Here is a 24399-nt window from a genome sequence, read left to right as displayed (position 1 = left end):
CGGCATGGCAGGGGTCGCGGTCGAGGGACTGGTCAAGCGGTTCGGCGCGGTGACGGCGCTCGACGGGGTGTCGCTGACGGTGCCGGACGGGGCCTATGCGGTGGTGGTCGGGCGGTCGGGCTGCGGCAAGTCCACGCTGCTGCGCCTGCTGGCCGGTCTGGAGGACGCCGACGCCGGGACGATCCGCCTCGGCGGGCGCGACGTCACCGGGTTGCCGCCCAGGACGCGCGACGTGGCGATGGTGTTCCAGTCCTACGCGCTCTATCCGCACATGACGGTGTTCGACAACATGGCCTTCGGCCTGCGCCTGCGCGACGGCCGCAAGGGCAGGGCGGCCATCGCCGCGCGGGTGCAGGAGGCGGCGCGCATGCTGCACCTGGAGGACCTGCTGGACCGCCGCCCGGCCGCGCTGTCCGGGGGGCAGCGCCAGCGCGTCGCCATCGGCCGCGCGGTGGTGCGCGACCCGGCGGTGCTGCTGCTGGACGAGCCGCTGTCCAACCTGGATGCCGGCCTGCGTCTGGCGGTGCGGCGCGAGCTGGCGGCGCTGCACCGGCGTTTGGGAACCACCATGGTGCACGTCACCCACGACCAGACGGAGGCCATGACCCTGGCCGATGTCATGGTGCTGATGGAGGCCGGGCGGATCGTCCAGGCCGGGCCGCCGCTGGACCTGTATGCGCGGCCCGACACCCCCTTCGTCGCCCGGTTCCTGGGCACGCCGCCGATGAACCTGCTGCCGGCGACGGTGGCAGAGGGCGGGGTCGTGCTGCCCGGTGGCGGGACGCTGGCGCGGGCGGCGGGCGTGGCGGCGGGCGCGGCCGTGCTGGCGGGGGTGCGGCCGGAGGCCCTGACCCCCTGTGCACCGGCGGACGGACTGCTGGCCGGCCGCCTCCTGCTGGTCGAGCACCTGGGCGAGTCGGTGCTGTGGCATGTCGAGGTGGGCACGGAGGAGCCGGTGGTGGCGCGCCTCGCCCCCGCTGCGGCGGGGGCCGTGGGCGAGACCATCGGGCTGACCTGGGAGCCGGCGGCCACCAATCTGTTCGCCGACGGCCGGCGGCTGCCTTGATCCGTGCCGCCGGCGACATGATATGCGCTCTCAGTCGCAACAGCCCGCCAGGGGAGCGCCCGCCATGCTGACCGGCAAGGAATACCTGTTCATCGAACTCGGGGCCTACGCCCTGCTGGCCGTCTATGCCATCTACCGGCATCGCAAGCTGGTGCAGGAGGTCACGGGCCGCGCTCCGGCCCCGGCGGAGGCCCCGGTCTCCGACAGCACCAAGCCGTCATAGCGGGCGCTCGGAAGGGCGCATCGGCCGTCCTCAGTCGGCGGCCGGCGCCTGGTCGGTGACCGTGCGCCGGCGCAGCATGGCGCGGATCTCGCCGACGCGCGCGGCGCCGGTGAGCTGGGCCGCCCCGCCGTAGACGGCCATCCCGCCCACCACCAGCGCCGCCAGCGCGCCGATGCGGGCCGCGTCGCCCGCCGCCAGCGGGTCGGCCAGCGCCCAGGCGCCGGCCCACAGGCCGCCGCCCATGACCGCCGTGGCCACCGCGATGCGCGGCAGCCGCGCCCGGAAGCGGTCGTCCAGACCGAGCTGGCCGCGCCGGTGCAGGATCACCGCCAGCGCCACCGCGTTGCCCCAGTTGGCCAGCGCGGCGGCCAGGGCGATGCCCACGTGACCCCACACCTGCATCAGGATCAGGTTCAGGATCACGTTGGCCGCCATCGCCGCCGCCGCCACCCGCACCGGGGTGGCGGTGTCCTCGCGGGCGAAAAACACCTGCGCCAGGATCTTGACCAGCACATAGGACGGCAGTCCGCTGGCGAAGGCGACCAACGCCGCCGCCGTCGCCGCCGTGTCGGCGGCGGTGAAGGCGCCGCGCTCGAACAGCGTGCCGATGATCGGCCCGGGGATCACCATCAAGGCCGCCGCCGCCGGCAGGGTCAACAGCAGGGCCACCTCCAGCGCCCGGTTCTGGTCGTGGCGGGCGGCATCCCACTGTCCCGCCTTGAGGCGGCGCGACAGCAGCGGCAGCAGCGCCGTGCTGACCGCCACCCCCACGACGCCCAGCGGCAACTGGGTGACCCGGTCGGCGTAGTACAGCCACGAGACCGCACCGTCCGAGACCAGGGAGGCCAGGATGGTGCCGACCAGAAGATTGATCTGGTACAGGCTGCCGCCCAGCACGACGGGCACGATGCGCCGCCCCAGCAGGCGCACGCGCGGGGTCAGGCGCGGCCGGATCGGCGGGATCGACATGCCCGCCCGCCGGCAGTGCCACACCAGCCACGCGAACTGGATCACCCCGGCGGCGAACACCCCCCAGGCCAGGGCATGGCCCGGCGTCTCCATCAGTGGGGTGAACCCCACCAGGGCGGCAATCAGGGTCAGGTTGAGCAGGATGGGCGCCGCCGCCGGTGCCGCGAAGTAGCCCAGCGAGTTCAGGACCCCGGATTGCAGCGACACCAGGGAGATGAACAGCAGGTACGGGAAGGCGATGCGGGTCAGCTCGGTCGCCAGCTCCATCTTGCCGGGCACGGCGTCGAAGCCCGGCGCGATGACGTACATGGCGACCGGCATCAGCACTTCGATCAGCGCCGTGAAGGCCAGCAGGATCAGCGCCAGCACGCTGAACGCCCGCCGCGCGAACTGGCGCGCCTGGTCGCGGCCCTCGGTCTCCAGCAGGCCGGCGAAGATCGGCACGAAGGCGGCCTGGAAGGCGCCCTCGGCGAACAGTCGCCGGAACAGGTTGGGGAAGCGGAAGGCGACGAAGAAGGCATCCGAGACGGTGCCGGCGCCCAGCATCCCGGCGACCAGGATGTCGCGGGCGAAGCCGGTGACGCGGCTCAGAAGGGTGTAGCCGCCAACCGTGGCGATGGAGCGAAGCAGGGCCATGGCGCGCTGCATAGCTCATCCCGGGCGGACGCGGAAGAGGGCGCGCGGCTACCCCCGCACCCCGCCCAGCGCCGGCTCGGGCGGCGGGTCGGTCATCGCCCGGGTGATGGCCGCGCGCACGTCGTCGACCGCCAGCGCATCGAGGCGGTCACGGCGCAGGCAGACCACCGCCGGCCCGCGCGGCCGGTGCTTGTCCGGGGTCGAGGCCGCCGAGAACAGCGCCACCGTGGGGCACCCGGCCAGCGCGATCATGTGCAGCGGGCCGGTGTCGTTGCCCACCGCCAGCGCGGCGCGCCGGCCCAGGGCGGGAATGTCGAGCAGCGTGGTCCGGTCCACCAGTGCCACCGCCCCGGGACAGGCGGCGCGGATGGCGTCGATGACGGCGGCTTCGGCGGCAGTCCCCAGCAACACCGGCGTCAGCCCCTCCGCCGCCAGCCCCCGCGCCAGCGCGGCGAAGCGGTCCGCCGGCCAGCGCTTTTCGGGCCGGTGGGCGGAGCCGCCGGGCACCAGCAGGGCAAACCGGGCCGGCAGGCCGAAGCGGTCCACCTCCGCCGCCTGCGGTCCGCTCCAGGCGAACGACAGATCCGGGAAGCACGTCTCGGGAATGCCGGCGAGGGCCAGTTGCTGGGCCTGGCGCTCGATCGTATGCAGCCGGGTGCGCTCCGGCGTGGCATGGCGGAAGGCGCAGCCGGAGGCGATGCCGCTCCACGGCGGCGCCGCGCCCAGCCCCCGCAGGGCGCGGAAGTATCCGGACGAGCGGTCCGAGGTCTGGAGGTCGTAGACGCGTTCGAACCGCTGGGCGCGCAGCCACCGGATCAGGCCGACCCAGGCCAGGGGCCGCCCGGCGCCGCCCCGGGGGTCGAGGTGGACGGCGTCGAACAGCCCGCTGGCCCGCAGCAGGGGTGCGAACGGCCGCGTGGTCAGGACCGTCAGATGGGCGTCCGGGTGGTGGCGGCGGATGGTCGCCATCGGCCCCAGGGCCAGGACGACGTCACCGAGCGCGGACAGCTTGATGACCAGGAGGCGCGGGCGCGCGGACTCGGGGGGCATGACCATGCGACTGTCGGGGCGGCGGGCGATCGGGTGGCGGGGGTGCGACGACGGGTCTCGCGGATCGGCCGGGTCCGGGGTCTGACCCCGCCCCGGCCGGCTCATGGCTCTCTCAAGGGTACCCGCCGCGCCGGGTCGCCGTCACCCGCACGCCGGGGGCCGGCCGCTCGGAGACGACCTCGCGGCGGAAGCGGACCAGCTTGGCCGGGCGGCCGCCGGTGCCGGTCTCCACCTGCCCGGTTTCTTCGACCAGGCCCTGCTGGGCGACCACGCGGCGGAAGTTCTGCTTGTGCAGGTGCACGCCGGAGATCGCCTCGGCGGTGCGTTGCAGGCGCAACAGCGTGAAGGTCTCGGGCAGCAACTCGAACAGCACCGGGCGGTACTTGATCTTGCCGCGCAGGCGGCTGATGGCGGTGGCGAGCATGCGGCGATGGTCCAGCACCAGGGGCCGCCCCCCGCCCGCTGCCACGTCCGACGGCGGGGTCCGTGCGCCATCCCACCAGGCTTCCGGCACCAGGGCCGCCTCGTACAGCAACTCGTAGCGTTCCAGCGCCCGCTCGCCATCCCACCCGCCTGTCTCATCCCCGAAGGTCAGACGGACCCGCTCGTCCCGCGCCATCCGCATCGGGTCGGGCGCGGCCGCCACCCAGGCGTCGAGTCCAGCGGCGAGGCGGGCGCGCCATGGTCCCGGGCCGTCGCGCGCATCCTCCCAGGGAAAGGCGTCGTACCACGGCATCCAGGCGGTGCGCCCGTCCGGCGCCGGCGCCCGCCCTGCCCCGGCCACCAGCGCCAGATAGGCGATCGACAGCCGCCGGCCAGGGTCGTCCGCGCCGCCCCCCTCGTCGGGCGGGCGCGGTCGGTCGCCGAAGGTATAAAGCTGCTCGACGTAGCCCAGATGAAGGCCGGTCTGGCGTTCCACCCAGCTCCGCAACCCGGCTTGCAGGGTGCCGTGTTCCGCCTGCAACGGTCCCGCCGGCAGGGCCGCGCACCCGCCCTCCGGCGGACGCCGCACCAGCACCACCGGCCTCTCATCCGCGACCGCGATCACGACCGCGGTCAACTCGACCGTCACGGCGCTGGTCGCGGGCACGGCCGTCACGGGCTCCCGCTCCCCCATGACCGGTCCGTCAGCCGGCGGTCTTCGCCTGCGGCTTCGGCTTGGGCAGGTCGAGCTTGATGTGCAGTTCCTTGAGCTGCTTCTCGGTCACCGCGCCGGGCGCCTGCATCAGCAGGTCCTGGGCCTGGCCGTTCATCGGGAACAGGATGACCTCGCGGATGTTGGGCTCGTCGGCCAGCAGCATGACGATACGGTCGATGCCCGGGGCAGCGCCGCCGTGCGGCGGGGCGCCGTAGCGGAAGGCGTTCAGCATGCCGCCGAAGTGGCCTTCCACATGCTCGCGCGAATAGCCGGCGATCTCGAACGCCTTGATCATGATGTCCGGGCGATGGTTCCGGATCGCCCCCGAGGACAGCTCGACGCCGTTGCAGACGATATCGTACTGGAACGCCTTGATGGTCAGCGGATCCTGCGTCTCCAGCGCCTCCAGGCCGCCCTGGGGCATGGAGAACGGGTTGTGGCTGAACTCGACCTTACCGGTGTCCTCGTCGAGTTCGTACAGCGGGAAGTCGACGGTCCAGCAGAACTTGAAGACGCCGGTCTCCAGCATCTCCAGCTCGTGGCACACCTTGGTGCGCACCAGGCCGGCGAACTTGGCCGCCGCCAGCGGCTTGTCGCAGGCGAAGAACACGGCGTCGCCGGCCTTGAGGTCCATCTGGACCCGGAGGGCCTCGACCCGATCGGCCTCCAGGTTCTTGGCGATCGGTCCCTTCGGCCCCTCGGCGCCGAAAATGATATAGCCCAGGCCGCCGGCGCCAGTGTCGCGCGCCCAGTCGTTCAGCTTGTCGTACCAGCCGCGCGGGCGGTCCGCCGCACCGGGCGCGGGGATGGCGCGCACGACGGCGCCCTTGCCGTCGATCAGCTTGGCGAACAGGCCGAACCCGCCGCCGCGGAACTGATCGGTAACGTCCTGGATGATCAGCGGGTTGCGCAGGTCCGGCTTGTCGGTGCCGTACTTGAGCATGGACTCGTCATAGGGGATGCGCGGGAACGGCGGCTTAGTGACCGTGCGGCCGTCGGCGAACTCCTCGAACACCCCGGCCAGCACGGGCTCGATGGCGTCGAAGACATCGTCCTGGGTGACGAAGCTCATTTCGAAATCGAGCTGGTAGAACTCGCCGGGGGAGCGGTCGGCGCGGCTGTCCTCGTCGCGGAAGCATGGCGCGATCTGGAAATAGCGGTCGAAGCCGGCCACCATGAGAAGCTGCTTGAACTGCTGCGGCGCCTGCGGCAGCGCGTAGAACTGCCCCGGATGCAACCGCGAGGGCACCAGGAAGTCGCGCGCTCCCTCCGGGCTCGACGCCGTCAGGATCGGCGTCTGGTACTCCAGGAAGCCCTGATCGGTCATGCGCCGGCGGATCGACTGGATCACCTGGGCGCGCAGCACGATGTTGCGGTGCATCTGCTCGCGGCGCAGATCCAGAAAGCGGTAGGTCAGGCGCAGATCCTCGGGATACTCCTGCTCACCCGCCACCTGCAGGGGCAGGACGTCGGCGGTGGACAGGACGTCCACGGCGTCCACGCCGACCTCGATCTCGCCGGTGGGCAGGCGCGGGTTGACGGTCTCGTCGCTGCGGGCGATGACCCGGCCGGTGACCGTCACCACGCTTTCGACGCGCACCGCCTCCAGGGCCGGAAACACCGGCGACGAGACGTCCAGCACGCACTGGGTCAGGCCGTGGTGGTCGCGCAGGTCGACGAACAGCAGGTTGCCGTGGTCGCGCTTGCGATGAATCCAGCCCGAGAGTCGGACGGTCTGGCCCACGTCCGAACGGCGCAGCGCGCCGCAGGTGTGCGTGCGATAGGCATGCATGACGGATGGAGTCCCCTGACAGGCGAAAGCGGACGCGGCCCGGGGGGCGGCGTCGGCGTTGGTCGGGGGGGAACCCACACCGAACCACGCGCTTTGTCAAGGCGGTGGCCATCCGGCCGCCCGGTGCCGGCCTCCGTCCGATGCAGGTTCGGGGTTCCCGCACCGGCGCCCGCGCCTTACATCGGGTGGGAACCGATCCCATGCCATGGCCACGCGGACCCGATCCATCATGACCACGACCCTGGACGAGTTGACCGAGACGTTCGAGTTGTTGGACGACTGGGAAGACCGCTACCGCTACATCATCGACCTGGGGCGCACCCTGGAGCCACTGCCCGAGGCGGACATGATCGACGCCAACCGGGTGCGCGGGTGCCTCAGTCAGGTGTGGCTGACCGTGCGCCCGACCGATGAGTCGGCCGCGCGGCTGCACTTCTGCGCCGATTCGGACGCCCACATCGTCAAGGGCCTGATCGCGATCCTGCTGATCCTGTTCAACGATCGCACGCCCGAGGAGATCCTCGCCACCGACGCCGAGGCGGAGATGCAGCGGCTGGGGCTGGACCAGCACATCAGTCCCAACCGCCGCAACGGCGTGACCGCCATGATCGAGCGCATCAAGGCCGAGGCGGCGCGCGCCAAGGCCGCCTGACGACCGGCGCGGCCTCGCGCCCTCCGCATGACACACCCGTTCCAAAGATGGATTGCCCCGCGCCCTCTGATCCGCCATCAGGCTTGACGCTGCAATGCGAAAGGTGGATATATGGGGCGGCATTTGTTACACTTTCGATCGTCCGTGCGGTCCACCCGCATTATCGTGTCGACGCAGAGTCGGCGGTTTCAGCAGGAAAGGACGCCAAGGGAATGCCCCCTGACGAGCCCGCGATGGACAAGGTAGCGACCATCCGCGTCTTGCTGGCCGACGACCACGCTCTGCTGCGGGACGGCATCCGCCCCTTCCTGACCGACCTGGCCGACCATGTCGACATCATGGAGGCGGTCGACTTCGACAGTGCCCTCGGCATGGCGTCCGAGCATTCGCCGGACCTGCTTCTGCTCGATCTCAAGATGCCGGGCATGGCGGGGGTCGAGACCGTCAGCGCCTTCCGCAAGGCCTGCCCCGAGGTCCCGGTGGTCATCATCACCGGACAGGTGGTCCGCGAGGACGTGTTGCGCGCCATGGAACTCGGCGCCTCCGGGTATCTGCCGAAGGCGATGAGCGGGGCCTCGTTCGTGCATGCCCTGCGCCTGATCCTGAGCGGTCAGCCCTATTTTTCCGCGCACCTGCTCGGCCCCGGCGGTGGCGACGGGGACGCGGCACCGGCCCAGCAGCCCACCGGGCGGTTCGCCGACCTGACCAACCGCGAGGTGCAGGTTCTGTCGCTGCTGGTGCGCGGCGAGTCGAACAAGGAAATCGGTCTGCACCTCGGCCTGACGGAGATCACCGTCAAGTCGCACATGCGCAGCATCTTCAAGAAGATTGGCGCGGCCAACCGCACCCAGGCCGTGGCCATGGCGATCCAGCAGGGCATCTCTGCCTGACCCTTGGCTGATGCTTGGCTGAGCCGGGACTGCTCCGGGGCTGCTCCGGGGCGGAGACGCTGGCAGCCCTCACGGACCAGCCGCCCTCACGGAAAAGCGCAGGCGAGACCGGTCACCTCAATCAGGCCCGGCCGGCCGGCCGTCACCGTGAACCGGTACTCGGCGCCGTCGACCACCATGGAATGGTGCAGCGGCAGGAGGCCGTCGACAACCGCCGTCTCGCCCCCCAGCCGGCTGAAGCGGACCTGGACCGGCTCGGCGGGGTCGAACCAGGCCTCCAGACGGCCCTGCTCGTCGGTGGCGATGACGCCCTCGGCCGTCACCGTGATGCGACGGTCCGCGAACGTGACCGCCTCGGCGGGCACCACCCCGCCCGGCAGGGTCACGGGCAGGGCGACGGGCAGTTGGCGGGTTTCCGGCGTCTCGGCGCACTGCGGCGCCGCCTCGGAGGCCTCGATGAGGAAGGCCAGCCGGTCCGCCGGCACCCCCTGATCCAGCATCCGCACCACCAGGTCGTGCAGCCGGCGCGCCGCACCGGACGGCACGTCACGCTCGTAGCGCGTCTCCATGTAGCGCAGGCGGGCGCGGGCCTCCTCCAGCTCCACCGACAGGCGCCCGCGGGCCGCCTCGGCCGCCGCCAGGGTCTGCCGCGCCTCCTGCAGGCGGCGCTCCTGCGCCGCGAGGCGGTCCCGCAGGTCCTGGCTCAACAGGCTGTAGCCGTACCACAGGCCGGCCGCCACGGCCGCCGCGGCCAGGAGCAGCGAAAGGAAGACAAGACCGGACGGTCCCGAACGCCGGCGCCGGCGTGGACGACCCAAGGGCATGACGCGCACCCATCACATGAGAGCCCGGACGGCCCGGGCCATTGCGAAGCGGCCCGATCTTGGCGTCCCGCCGCCGGGCCGTCAATCTGTGGGGGCCGCGGGCGCCCGTTCGGTCCGCCGGCGATCCGCGTCGGCCTTGCGCGCCGCCCGCAGCGCCACCCGCCGGCGCGAGATGCGCAGACTGATCCAGTAGCCGGTGGCTGCGGAGACCACGACCCACGGCAGCGACCCCACCAGGAGCGGCAGGCCCCAGCCGGCCACAATGTTGACGACGTAGGTCCGCACCGCCTCCCAGAACCCGATGTCGGCCGCGAAGGTGCTCGTCCACAGGGTGGCGAAGGCGTCGAATCCGGTCAGGTCATCCCAGTGCCCGAGCAGCACCTGCCCGGTCACGTAATAGCCGTAGTAGAATGGCAGGATGGTGACCGCATTGGTCACCCAGGTCCAGGCCAGGCCCAGAACCAGGCTGAAGTTCCAGGAAAACAAACGGCTGGCGACGATCCAGGTGAGCAGAACCAGCATCATCTGGATCCCGACCAGCGGCGTCATCGCCCACAGCAGGCCGATCATCACGCCGCGCGCGGTATGCTCCGGCGCATGCGGACTGCGCAGGACGGGGATCACCAAGCGGTAGCGCGCCATCCGCGCCCCTTGGCGCCACCACCCGTACGTCCGGCCGGCCCGAGTCCGATGCTCCGGCGCCGATAGCGGGGTGCCGTCCCGTTCCGGCCCAAAGGAATCACGCATGGTCGTCTGATCAGTCTGCCTACAGCGGCGGTGCGACCCCGTCAAACCGGCCGGCGACGGCCGCGCGGCATCGGCACCTCCTGGCCATATAGCATGTCCTCCGCCGCTGTGCACGGGGTCAAACTGCCCGCGTCCCGCCGGATGCACGGCTCCCATACGAGAAGGGGAGAGGCCGTGGCCTCTCCCCTCTCGCGGCGCGATCGGACGACCGCACCCAGCAGGCTTGCCCGCGCTTAGAAGCTGAGGGCGACGCCCATCAGACCGCCGGTGGTGTCGCGGTCGATGTTGCTGTTGTCCTTGTCGTTGGTCTCATGGAAGACCGACGCGGTCAGGTTGATGCCCGGGCCCAGGATGTACTTGCCGGCCACCTTGAAGTAGTCGGTGGTCTCATCGCCGCCGGCAACCCAGGAGTTGTCGGTGTGCGCGTAGTTGAAGTCGATCCCGTACGGGCCGTTCTCGTAGCCGGCGCCGACCTGGAACACGTGGGTGTCGTTGTCGTCGCCGTCGCGATCCCACACGCCGTAGGCGCCGCCCAACTCGAAGCCGGCGTAGGTCAGGGCCAGGGCGCCGCGGATCAGGTCACGATCCGGGGTGCTGACGCCGTGCTGGTACCAGTAGCTGACGTCGGCGTGGATGCCGATGCCGCTGAACTCGTTGTTGAAGGCGCCGCCGATGGCGAAGCCGTCCTTGTAGGCCGCACCGGTGTTGTTCCAGTCCTGGAAGCCGGTGACGTTCGCCTCGGCCAGGTCCGGCGCGTACGACGCGGCGACGCTGAAGCCGAAGAAGGACGGGGAGGTGTAGCCGACGCTGATGTCGTCCTGCGAGTAGTAGCTGTACATGCCGCCGGAATGGCCATCCGGGCTCGGCGTCCAGGTGTTGCCGTAGGCCTCGTCCCAGTCCTGGCCGCCCTGGCTGGTGCCGCCCCAGGTCTGGTTCATCACGACGTCCTGACGGGCGCCGAGCTGCAGGGCGCCGAAGCCGCCGGACATGGTGATGTAGGTCTCGTCGGCGTTCTGGGCGCCGCGGGCGTCAGCCTCCAGGCTGATCATGGCCCGCACGGTCAGGCCGTTGTCCAGCGTGGTCGAGCCGCTGAAGTACAGCTCGGTGTCGGTGGTCATGCCGGTCGACGCATAGGTCTCGCCGGCGTTGTCCTCGACGTCGGCCACGCCGAAGTAGACTTCCTGCTTGCCGCCGATGCTCAGCTTGATCTTGTCAGCGTGCGCGGTGCCCGCGAAGGCGGCCGCGGCGATCAGGGCCGTCGTGCCGAAAAGGACCTTCTTCATGACTTCTCCTCTCGTGAGACCTGAGTATTGTCGGCCCGGTGCCGACGGCACCGATGGACCGCCCACACCTGAGGACCGAAAACCTAGTTTCCCGCCGATCCCGCCGGGTTCGCTTTCGGATAAAGCCATGTACGAACCGCCGCCGTCAACGCACTGCTGCCGCGGAAGCACGCAATTGGACAGGGCGTGGCGCGGGCGCAACACACCCTGTCCGGGGTCCGTGGCGACCCGCCTCGGGCGGACCGCCACGGCCGGACACCGGTCGCTTTCCTCAGAAGCTGAGGGCCACGCCCATGATGCCGCCGGTGACCTCGCGGTCGTCGCCGGCATCGTCGTCATAGGTGGTGTGGAAGACCGAGGCGCTCAGATTCACGCCCGGGCCGAGGATGTACTTGCCAGCCACCTTGAAGTAGTCGGCCTCGACGTCGCCGGCGTTGTCGTCCGTCTCCGAACGCGCGTAGTTGACGTCGATGCCGTAGGGGCCGTTCTCATAGCCGGCGCCGACCAGCCAGGTGTCGACTTCGGTGTCGGTGTCTTCGTAGTCCCAGACGCCATAGGCGCCGCCCAGTTCGAAGCCGGCGTAGCTCAGGGCCACCGCACCGCGGACCAGATTGCGGTCGCTGACACCACGCGTGCCCTGCTGATCCCAGTAGCCGACGTCGGCATGAATGCCAATGCCGGTGAACTCGTTGTTGAAGGCCGCACCGACCGCAAAGGCATCCTTGTACGCGGCGTCCGTGTTGTTCCAGTCCTGGAAGCCGGTGGCATCGTTGGGCTCGGCCAGATCCGGCGCGTACGAGCCGGCGACACTGAAGCCGAAGAACGACGGCGAGGTGTAGCCGATGCTGAGGTCATCGACCGAGTAGTAGGTGGGCGCGAAGTGATCCTCGAAATCGGGGCTCCAGCCAAAGGCCTCATCCCAGTCCTGACCGCCCAGCTCGACGGCGGCCCAGCTCTGCCCCATGACGACGTCCTCGCGGGCGCCGAGCTGCACGGCGCCGAAGCCGCCGGACATCACGATGTAGGTCTCGTCCGCATTCTGGGCCCCGCGGGCATCCGCCTCCAGGCTGATGACCGCGCGCACCGTCAGGCCGTTGTCCAGGGTGGTATCGCCGGTGAAGTACAGCTCGGTATCGGTGGCCATCCCGGTGGACGCATAGGTCTCGCCGGCGTTGTCCTCGACGTCGGCCACGCCGAACCAGACCTCCTGCTTGCCGCCGATACTCAGCTTGATCCGCTCGGCGTGCGCGGTGCCGGCGAAGGCGGCGGCCGCGATCAAGGCGGTCGTCCCGAATAGGACCTTCTTCATGTCATATCCTCTCAAAAACCCAACACGATGGGAGTCCTGCACGGGCCTCTGGGGCGCGGGCGATCGGATCCGCGCGGGGACCCCACCACGGGCGCCGTCTAAACCCGCAGTACTCATACGGATAAGCTCATGAAGCCTCAGGTCGGGTCAACCAGACAGCGATCTATACGGATGCGAATGCAATCCGTTCGCGCCGAGTGTGATTTCGCCGCAACACCGCCCATCAACCAGGGGGAGAGGCACCCAGGGCACAACGACCGTCGCCGGCGCCCGGCCAGCGCCCACCGCCCACCGAGCGGGCCGGGCGAACCGCTGGAGGCTGCACTGAGAGCGGCCGACGGAAGGACGGACCTCTCCGTCGGCCGGCCGGCGCGACTCTGGCATCGCTCTGCGATGCCAGCTTGACCAGATGCTAGCTTGACCAGATGAGGCGGCCGGCGCGGCGAAGCCGCGTAGGGCCATGATCCTGACGAGTCAGGATCGAGGCCGGCCAGTACGAGGCCGCGAGATGAGACCCGTCGCGCCAGCCCGACGCCCCGGATCGCGGGGGGAGCGACCCGGCTCAGGCGGCGGCGCCGTCACCGAGCAGGTGGTGCACCAGCCGCACCCAGTAGCTGGCCCCGAGCGGGAGGATGGCGTCATTGAAGTCGTAGCCGGGGTTGTGCAGCCCGCACCCCGCCTGACCCGGTCCGGCGCCCAGCCGGACGTAACAGCCGGGCCGCTCGCGCAGCATGAAGGCGAAGTCCTCGCCCCCCATGGTCGGCGGACCGTCCGGATCCACGTGGGCCGCACCCACCAGCCCGCGCATCACCTCCACGGCACGCGCGGTCTCGGCCGGGCTGTTCACCGTGGCCGGGTAGCGGCGCTGGTAGTGCAGCGCGCCGGTCACCTCGTGGGCCGCCGCCACATGCTGGACGATGTCGCGCATGCGCCGTTCGATGGTGTCCTGCACCGCATCGGAGAGCGCCCGTGTGGTACCGCGCAACACCACTTGGGTCGGGATAACGTTGTAGGCGTCGCCACCGTGGATCTGCGTCACCGACACGACCGCGGCGTCCTGCGGGTTCACCGTGCGCGCGACGATGGTCTGAAGGGCGGTCACCACCGCGGCCCCGGCGGTGATGACATCGGTGCCCAGGTGCGGCATGGCGCCATGGGTGCCGTGACCGGTCAGGGTGATATCGAAGGTATCGAACGCGGCCATGATGGGGCCGACCCGCACGTCGAACCGGCCCACCTCCAGGCCGGGCCAGTTGTGCAGCCCCCAGACGGACTCCACCGGGAAGCGCTCGAACAGGCCCTCCTCGACCATCACCCGGCCACCGCCCTCGCCCTCCTCGGCGGGCTGGAAGATGAACTGCACGGTCCCGGCGAAGTCCGGCGCCTCGGCCAGCGCCTTCGCGGCCCCCAGCAGCATGGCGGTGTGGCCGTCGTGTCCGCAGGCATGCATGCGGCCGTCGTGGCGCGAGCGATGGGCGAAGCCGTTGGTTTCCTGGATCGGCAGCGCATCCATGTCGGCGCGCAGGCCAATGGCCCGGTCGCCCGGCCGCCGCCCGCGCAGCGTACCCACGACGCCGGTGCGGGCCAGGCCGGTGTGCACCTCCAGCCCCCAGGCGGCCAGCTTTTCGGCCACCATCCGGCTGGTGCGCTCCTCCTGGAACGCGATCTCGGGATGGGCGTGCAGGTCGCGCCGCCACGCCTGCATCTCGGACTGCAGCGCCACCAGGCGGTCGAGCGGTCCGGTGTGGGTCATCGACTCCCCTCCGTCCGGTCGTCTGTCTGTTCGGGGGTCCGGTCCTCGTCGCCGGCGGGCGCCATGCGATACCGGAAATCGCAGTGGTCCGCCCCCTGCATGATGGTCTGGGTCCGCGTCAGTGTCATGCGGGAATCGTAGCCGCAGATGAACTGGCCGTCGCGGTTGCAGGACAGCAGATCGCCGATGTGCCGCACCCCCATGTCCTCGTACACCTCGGCGTAGCGGCAGCGCACCACGTTGAAGGCGAGCCGGTCGGGCCGACGCTCCAGCACCTCCAGGGTCAGGGCATCGTCCTGCTGCCAGAGCGCGAGACGCTCGGCGAAGGTCTCCAGCGTCACCGGTCCCCGGGCGCGGTCCTCGGCCGCCATGGCGGCGCCGGTCTCCTCGGCCATGCGCGTGACCGCGTCACGCAGCGCGGCACGCGCGGCCTCTTCGCCCACGTGCTCGACCAGCGTTTCGAAGATCCGGCGCGCAAACGCGGCCTCGATGCGGCGCCGCTCCAGGATCGACAGACGGACCGGTTCGCCCATGGCGGAACCTCCTTGACCGGCGAGACGCCGCCTCAGGCGACGCCCTGGCGCCCGATCGCCAGGAAACGCGACCGCCGCCGCGTCCGCACGGCATCGCCGGACAGCGGCAGCAGCGTGCCCAGGTGCTGCTCCAGGGCGGCACCGACGGCGTCGATGGCGCCTTCGGGATCGCGATGGGCGCCGCCCAGCGGCTCCTTGACGATGCCGTCGATCACACCGTGCGTCTCCAGGTCCTGCGCCGTCAGCTTCAGGGCATCGGCGGCGTCCTGGGCCTTGTCGCCGCTGCGCCACAGGATGGAAGCGCAGCCCTCGGGTGAGATCACCGAATAGATGGCATGCTCCAGCATCAGCACCACGTTGCCGGCCGCCAGTGCGATGGCGCCGCCCGAGCCGCCCTCGCCGATGATGCAGGACAGCAGGGGCACGCGCAGGTCCAGGCAGGTCTCGGTGGCGCGCGCGATGGCCTCGGCCTGGCCGCGCTCCTCGGCCCCCTTGCCGGGGAAGGCCCCCGCCGTATCCACCAGCGAGATCACCGGCAGCCCGAAGCGCTCCGCCAGGCGCATGAGGCGCTGCGCCTTGCGGTAGCCCTCCGGGCGCGGCATGCCGAAGTTGTGGGCGACGCGGCTTTCGGTGTCGTGGCCCTTCTCCTGGCCGATCACCACCACGGCCTGACCCCGGAAACGGCCCAGACCGCCGATGATGGCCTGATCCTCGGCGAACGCACGGTCACCGGCCAGGGGCGTGAAGTCCTCAATCAGGCGCGCGATGTAATGCCGGCAGTGCGGCCGGTCCGGATGGCGGGCCACATGCGTCTTCTGCCACGGCGTGAGGCGGGCGTAGGTGGCATGAAGCTGCTTCTCCACCTTTTGCTGAAGGCGGCCCACCTCCTCGACGATGTTCATGCCGTCGGCGTCGCCCAGGTGGCGCAACTCGGCGATCTTGCCTTCCAGTTCGGCGATGGGGCGTTCGAAGTCCAGAAATCGCATCGGCGCTTGACGGAGCGGCGCCGGCCCCTGCCACACCGAGACCCGCAGGCATCGTCGGCGCGAGAGCCGCCCCCTCCCTCCTTTGTGAGGTCAGACGGTGAACGGCGACCGGACACGGGATGCGCGGACCCGGCCCCGCAGCGTGGACTTATCACGGGCGCGGGCGCGCCGAAACCGGGAATCGCGGCGCGGCCCCGCGCCACACGGCCGACCCACCCCGCTCACCACTTTGCCGGTCGATCAGCGGGTGGATCAGAGCGTGGCGCCGACCGCGGCCTGGACCGGAGCGGCGGCCCCCGGCCGGTCGGAGCGCGCGCGTGGGCTGCCGGCTGCATCGGCCGCGTCGGTCGACGCGGCCGCCTTGGCCACCGATTCAGCAACTGTGGCGTTGCCCTGCGTCGGCACGCAATGCGCGTTCAGGATGCCGCCGGCCACCATGGACAGGCTCTTATAGGCGACGTCGCCTTCGACACAGCCCGACGACTCGATCGCCGCGCGGTCGCAGTCGAGCCGCCCGTGAATCCGGCCGGCCACATCGGCCGACGCGGCCCGAACACGACCGTCGACGGTTGCGCCACGGGCGACCACGAGGTCCTTGACGCTGATCGTCCCCTCGACGTGCCCGTGAACGTCCAGGTCCCCCTTGCTGACCACGTCCCCAAGGACGCGCAGGTCGGCGGCGAAGACTGACTTTTTCATGGCGATCCTGCTTGTACCGGGGACCGTCAGTCTACCCAAACGCAGGACGCTTGAACAGGGTGGAGCAGCCTGGGCACAGCCCAAGGAGTGGGCCGGGGCCGCAGGCGCCCCAGCGCCAGCGGCCGGTCAGTCGCGGCCGTGGATCATGGACAGGAACTCGCGGCGGGTGTCGGAGCAGGTGCGGAACGCGCCCAACATGCGGCTGGTCACCATGGTCACGCCGGGCTTGTGCACGCCGCGCGTCGTCATGCATTGATGCGCGGCCTCGATCACCACCGCGACGCCCTTCGGCTGCAGCACGTCCGCGATCGTGTTGGCGATCTGGGCCGTCATCTTCTCCTGGATCTGGAACCGCTTGGCATAGGCATCGACGACCCGCGCCAGCTTGGAGATGCCCACCACCCGGGTGTTCGGCAGGTAGGCCACGTGGGCCTTGCCGATGATCGGCACCATGTGGTGCTCGCAGTGGGATTCGAGCCGGATATCCCGGAGCACGACCATTTCGTCGTAGCCCTCGACCTCCTCGAAGGTACGCCGAAGCATGTCCTCCGGATCCTCCCGGTAGCCGGCGAAGAACTCCTCGAAGGCCGCTGCCACCCGCTTCGGCGTGTCCACCAGCCCTTCGCGGTCGGGATCATCCCCGGCCCAGCGCAACAGCGTGCGCACGGCCCGCTCGGCCTCGTCACGGGACGGCGGCCCCACGTCGCCCGCGTCGGTCGTGGCGGGGGCACCAGCAGGGTCGCGGTAGTCCAGGGTGGGGCGAGGGGCACCCATCGGTCGGTCGAGGCTCATGGTGGCGGGTCCTTCGCTTGAGCGGGCGCTTCCGGCGAGCGCCTCCAGGGGCTGCGATCAGGGTTCCGACATGTACGGCCCGCCATCCCGGTTGGATTGCCGCGCGGCGCGCCTCGGCGGACACCGCAAGGGACGTGGGCACCGCCGCCGCCAAAGGCAAGACACCGCCCCGCCGCCCCTCTCACGGCTCGAACACGATCTGCACCCAATCGCTGTTGAACCGGGTCAGTCCGTACTCGATCGGCCGGCCCTCGGGGTCGACGTTGACGCTCTCGCTCACCAGCACCGGGCGCGAGCGCGGCTGCTCCAACAGGTCGGCCTCGCGCCCCGTCGGCATCCGGGCCATCACCCGTGTCCACTTGCGGTGGTAATCCGGGACCCCCAGGCGCCGCAGCGCCAGCGTGATCGACTGCTCGGCCCGGAACGCCTCCGCCAGGCCGGGGAACCGCGCCGCCGGGAACAGGTGCTCGCCGTGGCTGATGCGGTGCCCGTCGCACTCACCGACGATGACGATGCGTGTCAGCCGGGTCTGTGGCGCAACGTCCAGGGCCGCGGCGACCGAAGCGCCGGCCGGACCCTCGCCCACCTCGACCAGCGAGCGCGTGGGCACCCGGTTCTGGGCCGCCACATTGTCGGTGAAGCGGGTGCGCACCGACACCCGGTAGGCCAGAACCGGCTCCTGCACGAAGGTGCCGCGGCCCTGCTCCACCCGGATCAGGCCGCGGTCCTCCAGGCCCGCCAGGGCCCGCCGGACGGTATGGCGGTTGACGCCGAATCGCGCCGCAAGCTGGGCCTCGGTGGGGAGTTGATCGCCCGGTTGCAGCGACCCGTCCGAGATCTGGCGTTCGAGGTGGATCTGGACCTGTCGCCACAGGGCGACGCCGCTGCGCCGGGGCAAGACCATCGCACCGCACTCTCCACGGGCGACGGGCCGGCCGCCCCCGTTCCACAAAAGCTTCACACCCCCGTCCTTGTGGGCCGGGCCGTCGGACGTTTACGGTAATCACCAGTGGACCGGATGTCTATACAAATATGGTCGGTCATCCATCGCACCGGCCGCGATGCCCCCGTGTCGACCGGCTCGATCCAGACCACCCGCTATGGAGGCCCCCTGTGCCAGGACCCGAGGCATGACCCTGTCCCCACATGACGAGCCCGCCGCACCGATGGCGATGGCGACGGCGACGCGCCAGCGCTGGATGGCCGCGCTGGCGCGGGCGCCGCGCGCCCGGCTGGAGGCCGCCTGGGCCGCCCTGGCCGACCCGCCGGCGGTCACCCTGCTGCGGCCCCCGGAGATCGGCAGTGCCATGGTCCGCGGCCGCACCGGTGGCACCGGCCCCCGCTTCAATCTCGGCGAGGTGACCCTGACCCGCTGCTCGGTCAGCCTCCCCGCCGTCGGGGGCGCCCCCCTGATCGGGCACGGCTATGTCGCGGGGCGCGACCGGCGCCACGCCGAACTGGCCGCCTGCTTCGACGCCCTGCTTCAGGACCCGGCCCGTCACGCCACGCTGGACGCCACCCTGGTGACGCCCCTGACCGAAGCGCAGGCGGCCGCGCGGCGACAGGCACAAGCCGCAGCGTCCGCCTCGCGGGTCGATTTCTTCACCCTGGTCCGAGGGGAGTAGGCCCCGATGCACGATCTCGCCGACGCCGACGCCGCCGCCATCCCCGCCCCGGGTCTGGCCGATCCGGTGCATGACACCCAACGCCTGTTCCGCGCCGCACTGGACGCCATGAGCCGGCCGGGCACCGTGCAGCCGCTCCCCGTCCCAGTGGCGCCGCCGCCGCCGCTGGTCCCCTGGGCCGGCGCGCTCGCCCTCACCCTGATCGACGGCGACACCCCGGTGTGGCTGGACCGGGTGCTGGACCGGCCGGCGGTGCGCACCTGGTTGCGCTTCCACTGTGGGTGTCCGCTGGTCGACGATCCCGGCGCCGCCGCCTTCGCCCTGATCGGGGACGCCGCCAGCCTCGACGACCTGACCCCCTTCCGGCTCGGCCCGCCGGAGTACCCCGACCGGGCCGCCACCCTCATCGTCCAGGTCGCGGGACTCGGCACCGGGCCGGACGGACACCGCCTGAGCGGCCCCGGCATCCGCGATCACGCGCGCCTGTCGGCGGTCGGACTGGCGGACGGGTTCTGGCCTGCCCTGGCCGATAACGCCGCGCTCTATCCCGACGGGGTGGACGTGGTCCTGGCCGCCCCCGACGGGCTGGCCGCCCTGCCCCGCTCCGTGATGGTGGAGGACTGAGCCCATGTACGTGGCCGTGAAGGGCGGCGAAGCCGCCATCGACGCCGCCCACCGCCAGATGGCCGCCGCCCGGCGCGGCGACCCCGCCGTGCCGCCCCTGACGGTGGCGCAGATCCGCGCGCAGATGGGGTTCGCGGTCGCCCGGGTCATGGCCGAGGGCGCGCTCTACGACCCCGACCTGGCCGCGCTGGCCCTCAAGCAGGCGTGGGGCGATGTGGCCGAGGCCATCTTCCTGCTGCGCGCCTATCGCACCACCCTGCCCCGGCTGGCCGCCAGCGAACCGGTGGACACCGCCCACATGGTGGTGCGCCGGCGCGTCTCCGCCGCCTTCAAGGATCTGCCCGGCGGTCAGGTGCTGGGGCCGACCTTCGACTACACCCACCGCCTGCTGGACTTCGCGCTGGCCGCCGAGGGTCAGGCGTCCGAGGCCGCGCCCGCCGCGCCGGACGACGGCCGCGCGCCCGACGCGCCGATGCCGCGGGTCGCCGACATCCTGGGCGGCGAAGGCCTGATCGAGCCCGAGACCGCGCCCGCCGACGAGGCCACCGCCCCGGTGCCGGACCTGACCCGCGACCCGCTCACCTATCCGGCCGACCGGGCCACGCGGCTCCAGGCGCTGGCGCGCGGCGACGAGGGGTTTCTGCTGTCGCTGGCCTACTCCACCCAGCGCGGCCACGGCGGCACCCACCCCTTCGCCGGCGAGATCCGCGTGGGCGAGGTCGCGGTGGAGATCGTGCCCGAGGACCTGGGCTTCCCGGTGGTCATCGGCGACATCACCGTCTGCGAGTGCCAGATGATCAACCAGTTCACCGGCAGCCGGACGGCGCCGCCCCAGTTCACCCGGGGCTACGGCCTGACACTCGGCTACAACGAGCGCAAGGCGATGGCGATGGCCCTGGTGGACCGCGCCCTGCGCCACCGCGAGCTGGACGAGGCCGCCACCGCCCCGGCCCAGGACGAGGAGTTCGTGCTGTCCCACGCCGACGTGGTCGAGGCCAGCGGCTTCGTGCAACACCTCAAGCTGCCGCACTACGTGGACTTCCAGGCCGAGTTGGACCTGGTGCGCCGGCTGCGCCGGGCCGCCGCCGAAGGTGTCTCCCACGACGCTCCGGAGGGCGCTCCGGAAGACGCCCCGCACAACACCAGCGCGGAGACCACGCCATGAGCGCCGACGCCATCACCTTCGGCTACCTGGACGACCAGACCAAGCGCATGATCCGCCGCGCCCTGCTCAAGGCGGTCGCCATCCCCGGCTATCAGGTGCCGTTCGCCGGCCGCGAGATGCCGCTGCCCTACGGCTGGGGCACCGGCGGCATCCAGGTCACCGCCAGCATCATCGGCCGCGACGACGTGCTGAAGGTGATCGACCAGGGCGCCGACGACACCACCAACGCCGTCTCCATCCGGCGCTTCTTCCGCCGTGTCACCGGGGTTGCCGCCACCGAGAAGACGGCCGAGGCCACCCTGATCCAGACCCGCCACCGCATCCCCGAAACCCCGCTGACCACCGGGCAGATCCTGATCTATCAGGTGCCGATCCCGGAGCCGCTGCGGTCCATGGAGCCGCGCGAGACCGAGACCCGCAAGATGCACGCCCTGGCCGATTACGGCGTCATGCACGTCAAGCTCTACGAGGACATCGCCCGCCACGGCCGCATCGCCACCGCCTACGACTATCCGGTCAGGGTCAACGGCCGCCACGTCATGGCGCCGTCGCCGATCCCCAAGTTCGACAACCCGAAAATGCACAACGCCCCGTTCCTCCAGCTTTTCGGCGCCGGCCGCGAAAAGCGCCTCTACGCCATCCCGCCCTACACATCGGTGGTCAGCCTGGATTTCGAGGATCATCCGTTCGAGGTGCAGCGCTGGGACCGCGTCTGCGACCTGTGCGGGGCCGGCGACAGCTACCTGGACGAGGTGGTGACCGACGACACCGGCGGGCGCCTGTTCGTGTGCTCCGACAGCGAGTATTGCACCACCCGGCGCGACGCCGGACACCGTGGCCCGGCCGCCGACAGCACCGCCGCCGGCGCGCTCGGCGCGACCCTGTCGGCCGTGGCGCGCGACCGCACGGAGGACCGGGCATGACCGCCGCCTGCGCCGCCACGCGCGATCCCCAGGCCGTGCCCGCCACCGCCGCGGCCCCGCTGCTGGCGGTCGAGGGCCTCGGCAAGTGGTACGGCCCCCGCCTCGGCTGCCGGGACGTCTCGTTCACCCTCCATCCCGGCGAGGTCCTGGGCGTGGTGGGCGAGTCCGGCTCCGGCAAGACCACCCTGCTGGGCTGCCTGTCCGGCGGCCTGACCCCGACCACCGGCCGCGTCGCCTACCACAGCGAGGCGTGGGGCCCGGCCGATGTGCACGCCCTGCCCGAGGGCCGGCGCCGGCTGCTGATGCGCACCGAATGGGGCTTTGTCCGCCAGAACCCGCGCGACGGCCTGCGCCTGGGCGTTTCCGCCGGCGCCAACATCGGCGAACGGCCAATGGCGGTCGGCGCCCGTCACTACGGCCACATCCGCGCCCGGGCGCTGGACTGGCTGAGCCGCGTGGAGATCGACCCGGCCCGCCTGGACGACCGCCCGGCCAGCTTTTCCGGCGGCATGCAGCAGCGCCTTCAGATCGCCCGCGTGCTGGTCAACGGCCCACGGCTGGTGTTCATGGACGAGCCCACCGGCGGCCTCGACGTCTCGGTGCAGGCCCGCCTCCTCGACCTGCTGCGCGACCTGGTGGCGCGCCTCGGCCTGTCGGCGGTCATCGTCACCCACGACCTGGCGGTGGCGCGGCTGTTGGCGCACCGGCTGATGGTGATGAAGGACGGCCGCGTGGTCGAAGAGGGTCTGACCGACCAGGTGCTGGACGACCCGCACCACCCCTACACCCAACTCCTCGTCTCCTCGGTGCTGCAGGCATGACCCACGACCCGACACCCGCCGCCGCCCGCCCCATGATCCGGGCCGAGGGCCTGGGCAAGACCTTCGTGCTGCACACCCAGGGCGGCGCCCGCATCCCGGTGTTCGAGGGCCTCGACCTGACCGTGCACGCCGGCGAATGCATCGGCCTGCACGGTCCCTCGGGCACCGGGAAGTCGACCCTGCTGCGCGCCCTGTACGCCAACTACCGCCTCGACACCGGCCATGTGTGGGTGCGCCACGGCCCGGACTGGGTCGACATGGCGACCGCCCCGGCGCGCGTCGTGCTGGACGTGCGCCGCCGCACCGTCGGCCACGTCAGCCAGTTCCTGCGCGTCATCCCGCGCGTGCCGGCGCTGGACGTGGTGGCCGAACCGCTGCGTCTGCGGGGGGCGTCCGAAGCCGAGGCCCGCGCCCGTGCCGGCGCCCTGCTGACCCGGCTGAACATCCCGGAGCGGCTGTGGTCGCTGGCCCCGGCGACGTTCTCGGGCGGCGAGCAGCAGCGTGTCAACGTGGCCCGCGGCTTCGTCGCCGATGTCCCAATCCTGTTGCTTGACGAGCCCACGGCCTCCCTCGACAACGACAACCGCGACGTCGTCCTCGCCCTCATCACCGAGGCCAAGCAGGCCGGCGCAGCCGTCGTCGGCATCTTCCACGACGCCGCCGTGCGTGCGGCGGTGTGCGACCGTCTGTTCACCCTGACCCCCCGGACCGAAGCCGCATGAGCAGCCCCGCAACGCCCGCCGCCGCGCCCGGCGACCTGATCCTGACCAACGCCCGCGTGGTCACCCCCGACCACGTTCTGACCCGCGCCACCGTGGTGGTGCGCGACGGCCGCATCGCCGCCGTGGACGACGCCCCCTCGCGCGTCCCCGGCGCCGTGGACCTGGCGGACGACTACCTGTTGCCCGGCCTGGTCGAGATGCACACCGACCACATGGAAAAGCACTTCATGCCGCGGCCGGGCGTGCTGTGGCCGTCGCCGCTGGCCGCCGTCGTCGCCCACGACGCCCAGATCGCCGCCAGCGGCATCACCACGGTGTTCGACGCCATCTCCTGCGGCCAGTATTCCGAGGGCTCCATGCGCCGGCAGATGCTGGCCGACCAGATCGCCGCCGTGAAGCACGCCCGGGCCGAGGGGGTGCTGCGCGCCGACCACTGGCTGCACCTGCGCTGCGAGGTCGCCGACCCCTGCGTGGTCGAGATCTTCGAGCCCTACCACACCGACCCGATGGTGCGGCTGGTCTCGCTCATGGACCACACGCCGGGCCAGCGGCAATGGTCCGACATCTCCAAGCTGCGCCAGTTCGACAGCGACAAAGGGTGGACCGACGCCGAGTTCGAGGCCCGCATCCGCGAACGCCTGGAGGACCAGGCCCGCTATGCCCACAAGCACCGGGCGCAGGTGCTGGCGATGGTGCGGGGCCGCACCGACATCGTCCTCGCCACCCACGACGACACCACCGAGGCCCACGTCGCGGAGGCCGTCGCCGAAGGCGCCACCATCAGTGAGTTCCCCACCACCGAGACCGCCGCCGCCACGGCCCATGCCGCCGGCCTGGGCACCATTATGGGGGCCCCCAACGTGGTCCGGGGCGGCTCGCACTCCGGCAACGTCTCGGCCGTGCACCTGGCCTGCGAGGGCCTGCTGGACGGCCTGTCGTCGGACTACGTGCCGGCCAGCCTGTTGCAGGCGGCCTTTCACCTGGCGGACGAGATCGACCTGCCGCTGCCGACCGGCGTCGCCATGGTCAGCGCCAACGTGGCCGACATGGTGGGCCTGCCCGACCGCGGCCGCATCGCCGTCGGCCAGCGCGCCGACCTGGTGCGGGTGACCCGAGCGGACGGCGTGCCGCTGCCGCGCGAGGTGTGGCGCGACGGCCGGCGCGTGTGCTAGGGCTC

Annotated in this window: 25 protein-coding genes; 11 read left to right on the top strand and 14 right to left on the bottom strand. The window is 71.4% G+C overall.

Translation table 11 applies throughout. The annotated features are described in order from the left end of the window. The first annotated feature begins 4 nt into the window (after positions 1–4). Together GGD88_RS13640 and GGD88_RS13635 are read left to right on the top strand one after the other, a co-directional pair. Positions 5–1066 carry an ABC transporter ATP-binding protein gene (locus GGD88_RS13640; protein ID WP_184436354.1) on the top strand — a complete coding sequence of 354 codons (1062 nt, stop codon included), beginning with the start codon at positions 5–7 and terminating at the stop codon, positions 1064–1066. A gap of 64 nt (positions 1067–1130) precedes the next feature. Next, a complete protein-coding gene (locus GGD88_RS13635; RefSeq protein WP_184436353.1) occupies positions 1131–1289 on the top strand; it encodes a hypothetical protein in 159 nt (52 codons plus the stop codon). A 30-nt stretch (positions 1290–1319) separates the two neighbouring features. Here GGD88_RS13635 and murJ read toward each other — a convergent pair whose 3' ends face one another. From murJ to aspS, 4 genes are all read right to left on the bottom strand, one after another. After that, on the bottom strand, positions 1320–2894 hold the full coding sequence (murJ, locus tag GGD88_RS13630) for a murein biosynthesis integral membrane protein MurJ (RefSeq protein WP_184436378.1): 1575 nt from the start codon (positions 2892–2894) through the stop codon (positions 1320–1322). 48 nt (positions 2895–2942) lie between these two features. Beyond that, positions 2943–3950, bottom strand: coding sequence for a glycosyltransferase family 9 protein (locus tag GGD88_RS13625; RefSeq protein WP_246423763.1), 1008 nt, complete (start codon positions 3948–3950; stop codon positions 2943–2945). Positions 3951–4056: 106 nt separating this feature from the next. Beyond that, positions 4057–5043 (bottom strand): NUDIX hydrolase, encoded by a 987-nt coding sequence (locus tag GGD88_RS13620; RefSeq protein ID WP_343056367.1) that lies wholly within the window; start codon positions 5041–5043, stop codon positions 4057–4059. Positions 5044–5071: 28 nt separating this feature from the next. Further along, positions 5072–6874 carry an aspartate--tRNA ligase gene (aspS, locus tag GGD88_RS13615; RefSeq protein WP_184436351.1) on the bottom strand — a complete coding sequence of 601 codons (1803 nt, stop codon included), beginning with the start codon at positions 6872–6874 and terminating at the stop codon, positions 5072–5074. Positions 6875–7103: 229 nt separating this feature from the next. On the opposite strand from aspS, the gene GGD88_RS13610 reads away from it, so the two are divergent. Further along, positions 7104–7526, top strand: coding sequence for a SufE family protein (locus GGD88_RS13610; RefSeq protein ID WP_184436350.1), 423 nt, complete (start codon positions 7104–7106; stop codon positions 7524–7526). Between the two features lie 212 nt (positions 7527–7738). Next, entirely contained in the window at positions 7739–8416 is a 678-nt protein-coding gene (locus GGD88_RS13605; RefSeq protein ID WP_246423762.1) for a response regulator, read from the top strand. 86 nt (positions 8417–8502) lie between these two features. On the opposite strand, the gene GGD88_RS13600 is transcribed toward GGD88_RS13605, so the two are convergent. The 10 genes from GGD88_RS13600 to phnF form a co-directional block, all read right to left on the bottom strand. Further along, a complete protein-coding gene (locus tag GGD88_RS13600; protein WP_184436349.1) occupies positions 8503–9240 on the bottom strand; it encodes a hypothetical protein in 738 nt (245 codons plus the stop codon). An 81-nt stretch (positions 9241–9321) separates the two neighbouring features. Further along, a complete protein-coding gene (locus GGD88_RS13595) occupies positions 9322–9882 on the bottom strand; it encodes a DUF2062 domain-containing protein (protein ID WP_184436348.1) in 561 nt (186 codons plus the stop codon). A gap of 338 nt (positions 9883–10220) precedes the next feature. Continuing rightward, entirely contained in the window at positions 10221–11270 is a 1050-nt protein-coding gene (locus tag GGD88_RS13590; RefSeq protein ID WP_184436346.1) for a porin, read from the bottom strand. Positions 11271–11541: 271 nt separating this feature from the next. Beyond that, complete coding sequence (locus GGD88_RS13585; protein ID WP_184436344.1) at positions 11542–12579, bottom strand: porin; 1038 nt, start codon at positions 12577–12579, stop codon at positions 11542–11544. Between the two features lie 562 nt (positions 12580–13141). After that, positions 13142–14332: a M20 aminoacylase family protein gene (locus tag GGD88_RS13580; RefSeq protein ID WP_184436342.1), complete on the bottom strand. Its 1191-nt coding sequence runs from the start codon at positions 14330–14332 to the stop codon at positions 13142–13144. Next, positions 14329–14865, bottom strand: a complete 537-nt coding sequence (locus GGD88_RS13575; protein ID WP_184436340.1) for an L-2-amino-thiazoline-4-carboxylic acid hydrolase — start codon at positions 14863–14865, stop codon at positions 14329–14331. Before GGD88_RS13575 ends, GGD88_RS13580 begins: the two co-directional genes overlap by 4 nt. A 32-nt stretch (positions 14866–14897) precedes the next feature. After that, positions 14898–15851: an acetyl-CoA carboxylase carboxyltransferase subunit alpha gene (locus GGD88_RS13570; RefSeq protein WP_184436339.1), complete on the bottom strand. Its 954-nt coding sequence runs from the start codon at positions 15849–15851 to the stop codon at positions 14898–14900. A 252-nt stretch (positions 15852–16103) separates the two neighbouring features. Then, positions 16104–16550 carry a bactofilin family protein gene (locus GGD88_RS13565; RefSeq protein WP_184436337.1) on the bottom strand — a complete coding sequence of 149 codons (447 nt, stop codon included), beginning with the start codon at positions 16548–16550 and terminating at the stop codon, positions 16104–16106. A 126-nt stretch (positions 16551–16676) separates the two neighbouring features. Beyond that, a complete protein-coding gene (gene folE / locus GGD88_RS13560; RefSeq protein ID WP_184436335.1) occupies positions 16677–17342 on the bottom strand; it encodes a GTP cyclohydrolase I FolE in 666 nt (221 codons plus the stop codon). 181 nt (positions 17343–17523) lie between these two features. After that, positions 17524–18246, bottom strand: a complete 723-nt coding sequence (gene phnF / locus GGD88_RS13555; RefSeq protein ID WP_184436333.1) for a phosphonate metabolism transcriptional regulator PhnF — start codon at positions 18244–18246, stop codon at positions 17524–17526. A gap of 226 nt (positions 18247–18472) precedes the next feature. On the opposite strand from phnF, the gene phnG reads away from it, so the two are divergent. Genes phnG through GGD88_RS13520 form a run of 7 tightly spaced genes read left to right on the top strand, consistent with a single transcriptional unit; the run spans position 18473 to position 24394 of the window. Then, the gene (gene phnG / locus GGD88_RS13550; RefSeq protein ID WP_184436331.1) at positions 18473–18967 is read left to right on the top strand and encodes a phosphonate C-P lyase system protein PhnG; all 495 of its coding nucleotides are present in this window, start codon (positions 18473–18475) and stop codon (positions 18965–18967) included. Between the two features lie 6 nt (positions 18968–18973). After that, on the top strand, positions 18974–19591 hold the full coding sequence (phnH, locus tag GGD88_RS13545) for a phosphonate C-P lyase system protein PhnH (RefSeq protein ID WP_184436329.1): 618 nt from the start codon (positions 18974–18976) through the stop codon (positions 19589–19591). Between the two features lie 4 nt (positions 19592–19595). Next, positions 19596–20756 (top strand): carbon-phosphorus lyase complex subunit, encoded by a 1161-nt coding sequence (locus GGD88_RS13540; protein ID WP_184436327.1) that lies wholly within the window; start codon positions 19596–19598, stop codon positions 20754–20756. Next, on the top strand, positions 20753–21679 hold the full coding sequence (locus GGD88_RS13535; protein WP_184436325.1) for an alpha-D-ribose 1-methylphosphonate 5-phosphate C-P-lyase PhnJ: 927 nt from the start codon (positions 20753–20755) through the stop codon (positions 21677–21679). The genes GGD88_RS13540 and GGD88_RS13535 overlap by 4 nt, the downstream gene beginning before the upstream one ends. After that, on the top strand, positions 21676–22500 hold the full coding sequence (gene phnK, locus GGD88_RS13530; RefSeq protein ID WP_184436323.1) for a phosphonate C-P lyase system protein PhnK: 825 nt from the start codon (positions 21676–21678) through the stop codon (positions 22498–22500). Before GGD88_RS13535 ends, phnK begins: the two co-directional genes overlap by 4 nt. Further along, positions 22497–23222 carry a phosphonate C-P lyase system protein PhnL gene (phnL, locus tag GGD88_RS13525; RefSeq protein WP_246423761.1) on the top strand — a complete coding sequence of 242 codons (726 nt, stop codon included), beginning with the start codon at positions 22497–22499 and terminating at the stop codon, positions 23220–23222. Before phnK ends, phnL begins: the two co-directional genes overlap by 4 nt. Next, positions 23219–24394, top strand: a complete 1176-nt coding sequence (locus GGD88_RS13520) for an alpha-D-ribose 1-methylphosphonate 5-triphosphate diphosphatase (RefSeq protein WP_184436321.1) — start codon at positions 23219–23221, stop codon at positions 24392–24394. The genes phnL and GGD88_RS13520 overlap by 4 nt, the downstream gene beginning before the upstream one ends. Positions 24395–24399: the final 5 nt, after the last annotated feature.

Origin of the sequence: Roseospira goensis (genome assembly GCF_014197795.1) — a bacterium.
Lineage (GTDB): Bacteria > Pseudomonadota > Alphaproteobacteria > Rhodospirillales > Rhodospirillaceae > Rhodospira > Rhodospira goensis.
This window is presented reverse-complemented; position numbering and strand designations above follow the sequence as displayed.

Excerpts from the sequence above, each read along its gene's own strand:
- GGD88_RS13640 (WP_184436354.1), top strand. The coding sequence starts at position 5 with ATGGCAGGGGTCGCGGTCGAGGGACTGGTCAAGCGGTTCGGCGCGGTG.
- GGD88_RS13635 (WP_184436353.1), top strand. The coding sequence starts at position 1,131 with ATGCTGACCGGCAAGGAATACCTGTTCATCGAACTCGGGGCCTACGCC.
- murJ (WP_184436378.1), bottom strand. The coding sequence starts at position 2,894 with ATGGCCCTGCTTCGCTCCATCGCCACGGTTGGCGGCTACACCCTTCTG.
- GGD88_RS13625 (WP_246423763.1), bottom strand. The coding sequence starts at position 3,950 with ATGGTCATGCCCCCCGAGTCCGCGCGCCCGCGCCTCCTGGTCATCAAG.
- aspS (WP_184436351.1), bottom strand. The coding sequence starts at position 6,874 with ATGCATGCCTATCGCACGCACACCTGCGGCGCGCTGCGCCGTTCGGAC.
- GGD88_RS13610 (WP_184436350.1), top strand. The coding sequence starts at position 7,104 with ATGACCACGACCCTGGACGAGTTGACCGAGACGTTCGAGTTGTTGGAC.
- GGD88_RS13605 (WP_246423762.1), top strand. The coding sequence starts at position 7,739 with ATGCCCCCTGACGAGCCCGCGATGGACAAGGTAGCGACCATCCGCGTC.
- GGD88_RS13600 (WP_184436349.1), bottom strand. The coding sequence starts at position 9,240 with ATGCCCTTGGGTCGTCCACGCCGGCGCCGGCGTTCGGGACCGTCCGGT.
- GGD88_RS13595 (WP_184436348.1), bottom strand. The coding sequence starts at position 9,882 with ATGGCGCGCTACCGCTTGGTGATCCCCGTCCTGCGCAGTCCGCATGCG.
- GGD88_RS13590 (WP_184436346.1), bottom strand. The coding sequence starts at position 11,270 with ATGAAGAAGGTCCTTTTCGGCACGACGGCCCTGATCGCCGCGGCCGCC.
- GGD88_RS13585 (WP_184436344.1), bottom strand. The coding sequence starts at position 12,579 with ATGAAGAAGGTCCTATTCGGGACGACCGCCTTGATCGCGGCCGCCGCC.
- GGD88_RS13580 (WP_184436342.1), bottom strand. The coding sequence starts at position 14,332 with ATGACCCACACCGGACCGCTCGACCGCCTGGTGGCGCTGCAGTCCGAG.
- GGD88_RS13575 (WP_184436340.1), bottom strand. The coding sequence starts at position 14,865 with ATGGGCGAACCGGTCCGTCTGTCGATCCTGGAGCGGCGCCGCATCGAG.
- GGD88_RS13570 (WP_184436339.1), bottom strand. The coding sequence starts at position 15,851 with ATGCGATTTCTGGACTTCGAACGCCCCATCGCCGAACTGGAAGGCAAG.
- GGD88_RS13565 (WP_184436337.1), bottom strand. The coding sequence starts at position 16,550 with ATGAAAAAGTCAGTCTTCGCCGCCGACCTGCGCGTCCTTGGGGACGTG.
- folE (WP_184436335.1), bottom strand. The coding sequence starts at position 17,342 with ATGAGCCTCGACCGACCGATGGGTGCCCCTCGCCCCACCCTGGACTAC.
- phnF (WP_184436333.1), bottom strand. The coding sequence starts at position 18,246 with ATGGTCTTGCCCCGGCGCAGCGGCGTCGCCCTGTGGCGACAGGTCCAG.
- phnG (WP_184436331.1), top strand. The coding sequence starts at position 18,473 with ATGACCCTGTCCCCACATGACGAGCCCGCCGCACCGATGGCGATGGCG.
- phnH (WP_184436329.1), top strand. The coding sequence starts at position 18,974 with ATGCACGATCTCGCCGACGCCGACGCCGCCGCCATCCCCGCCCCGGGT.
- GGD88_RS13540 (WP_184436327.1), top strand. The coding sequence starts at position 19,596 with ATGTACGTGGCCGTGAAGGGCGGCGAAGCCGCCATCGACGCCGCCCAC.
- GGD88_RS13535 (WP_184436325.1), top strand. The coding sequence starts at position 20,753 with ATGAGCGCCGACGCCATCACCTTCGGCTACCTGGACGACCAGACCAAG.
- phnK (WP_184436323.1), top strand. The coding sequence starts at position 21,676 with ATGACCGCCGCCTGCGCCGCCACGCGCGATCCCCAGGCCGTGCCCGCC.
- phnL (WP_246423761.1), top strand. The coding sequence starts at position 22,497 with ATGACCCACGACCCGACACCCGCCGCCGCCCGCCCCATGATCCGGGCC.
- GGD88_RS13520 (WP_184436321.1), top strand. The coding sequence starts at position 23,219 with ATGAGCAGCCCCGCAACGCCCGCCGCCGCGCCCGGCGACCTGATCCTG.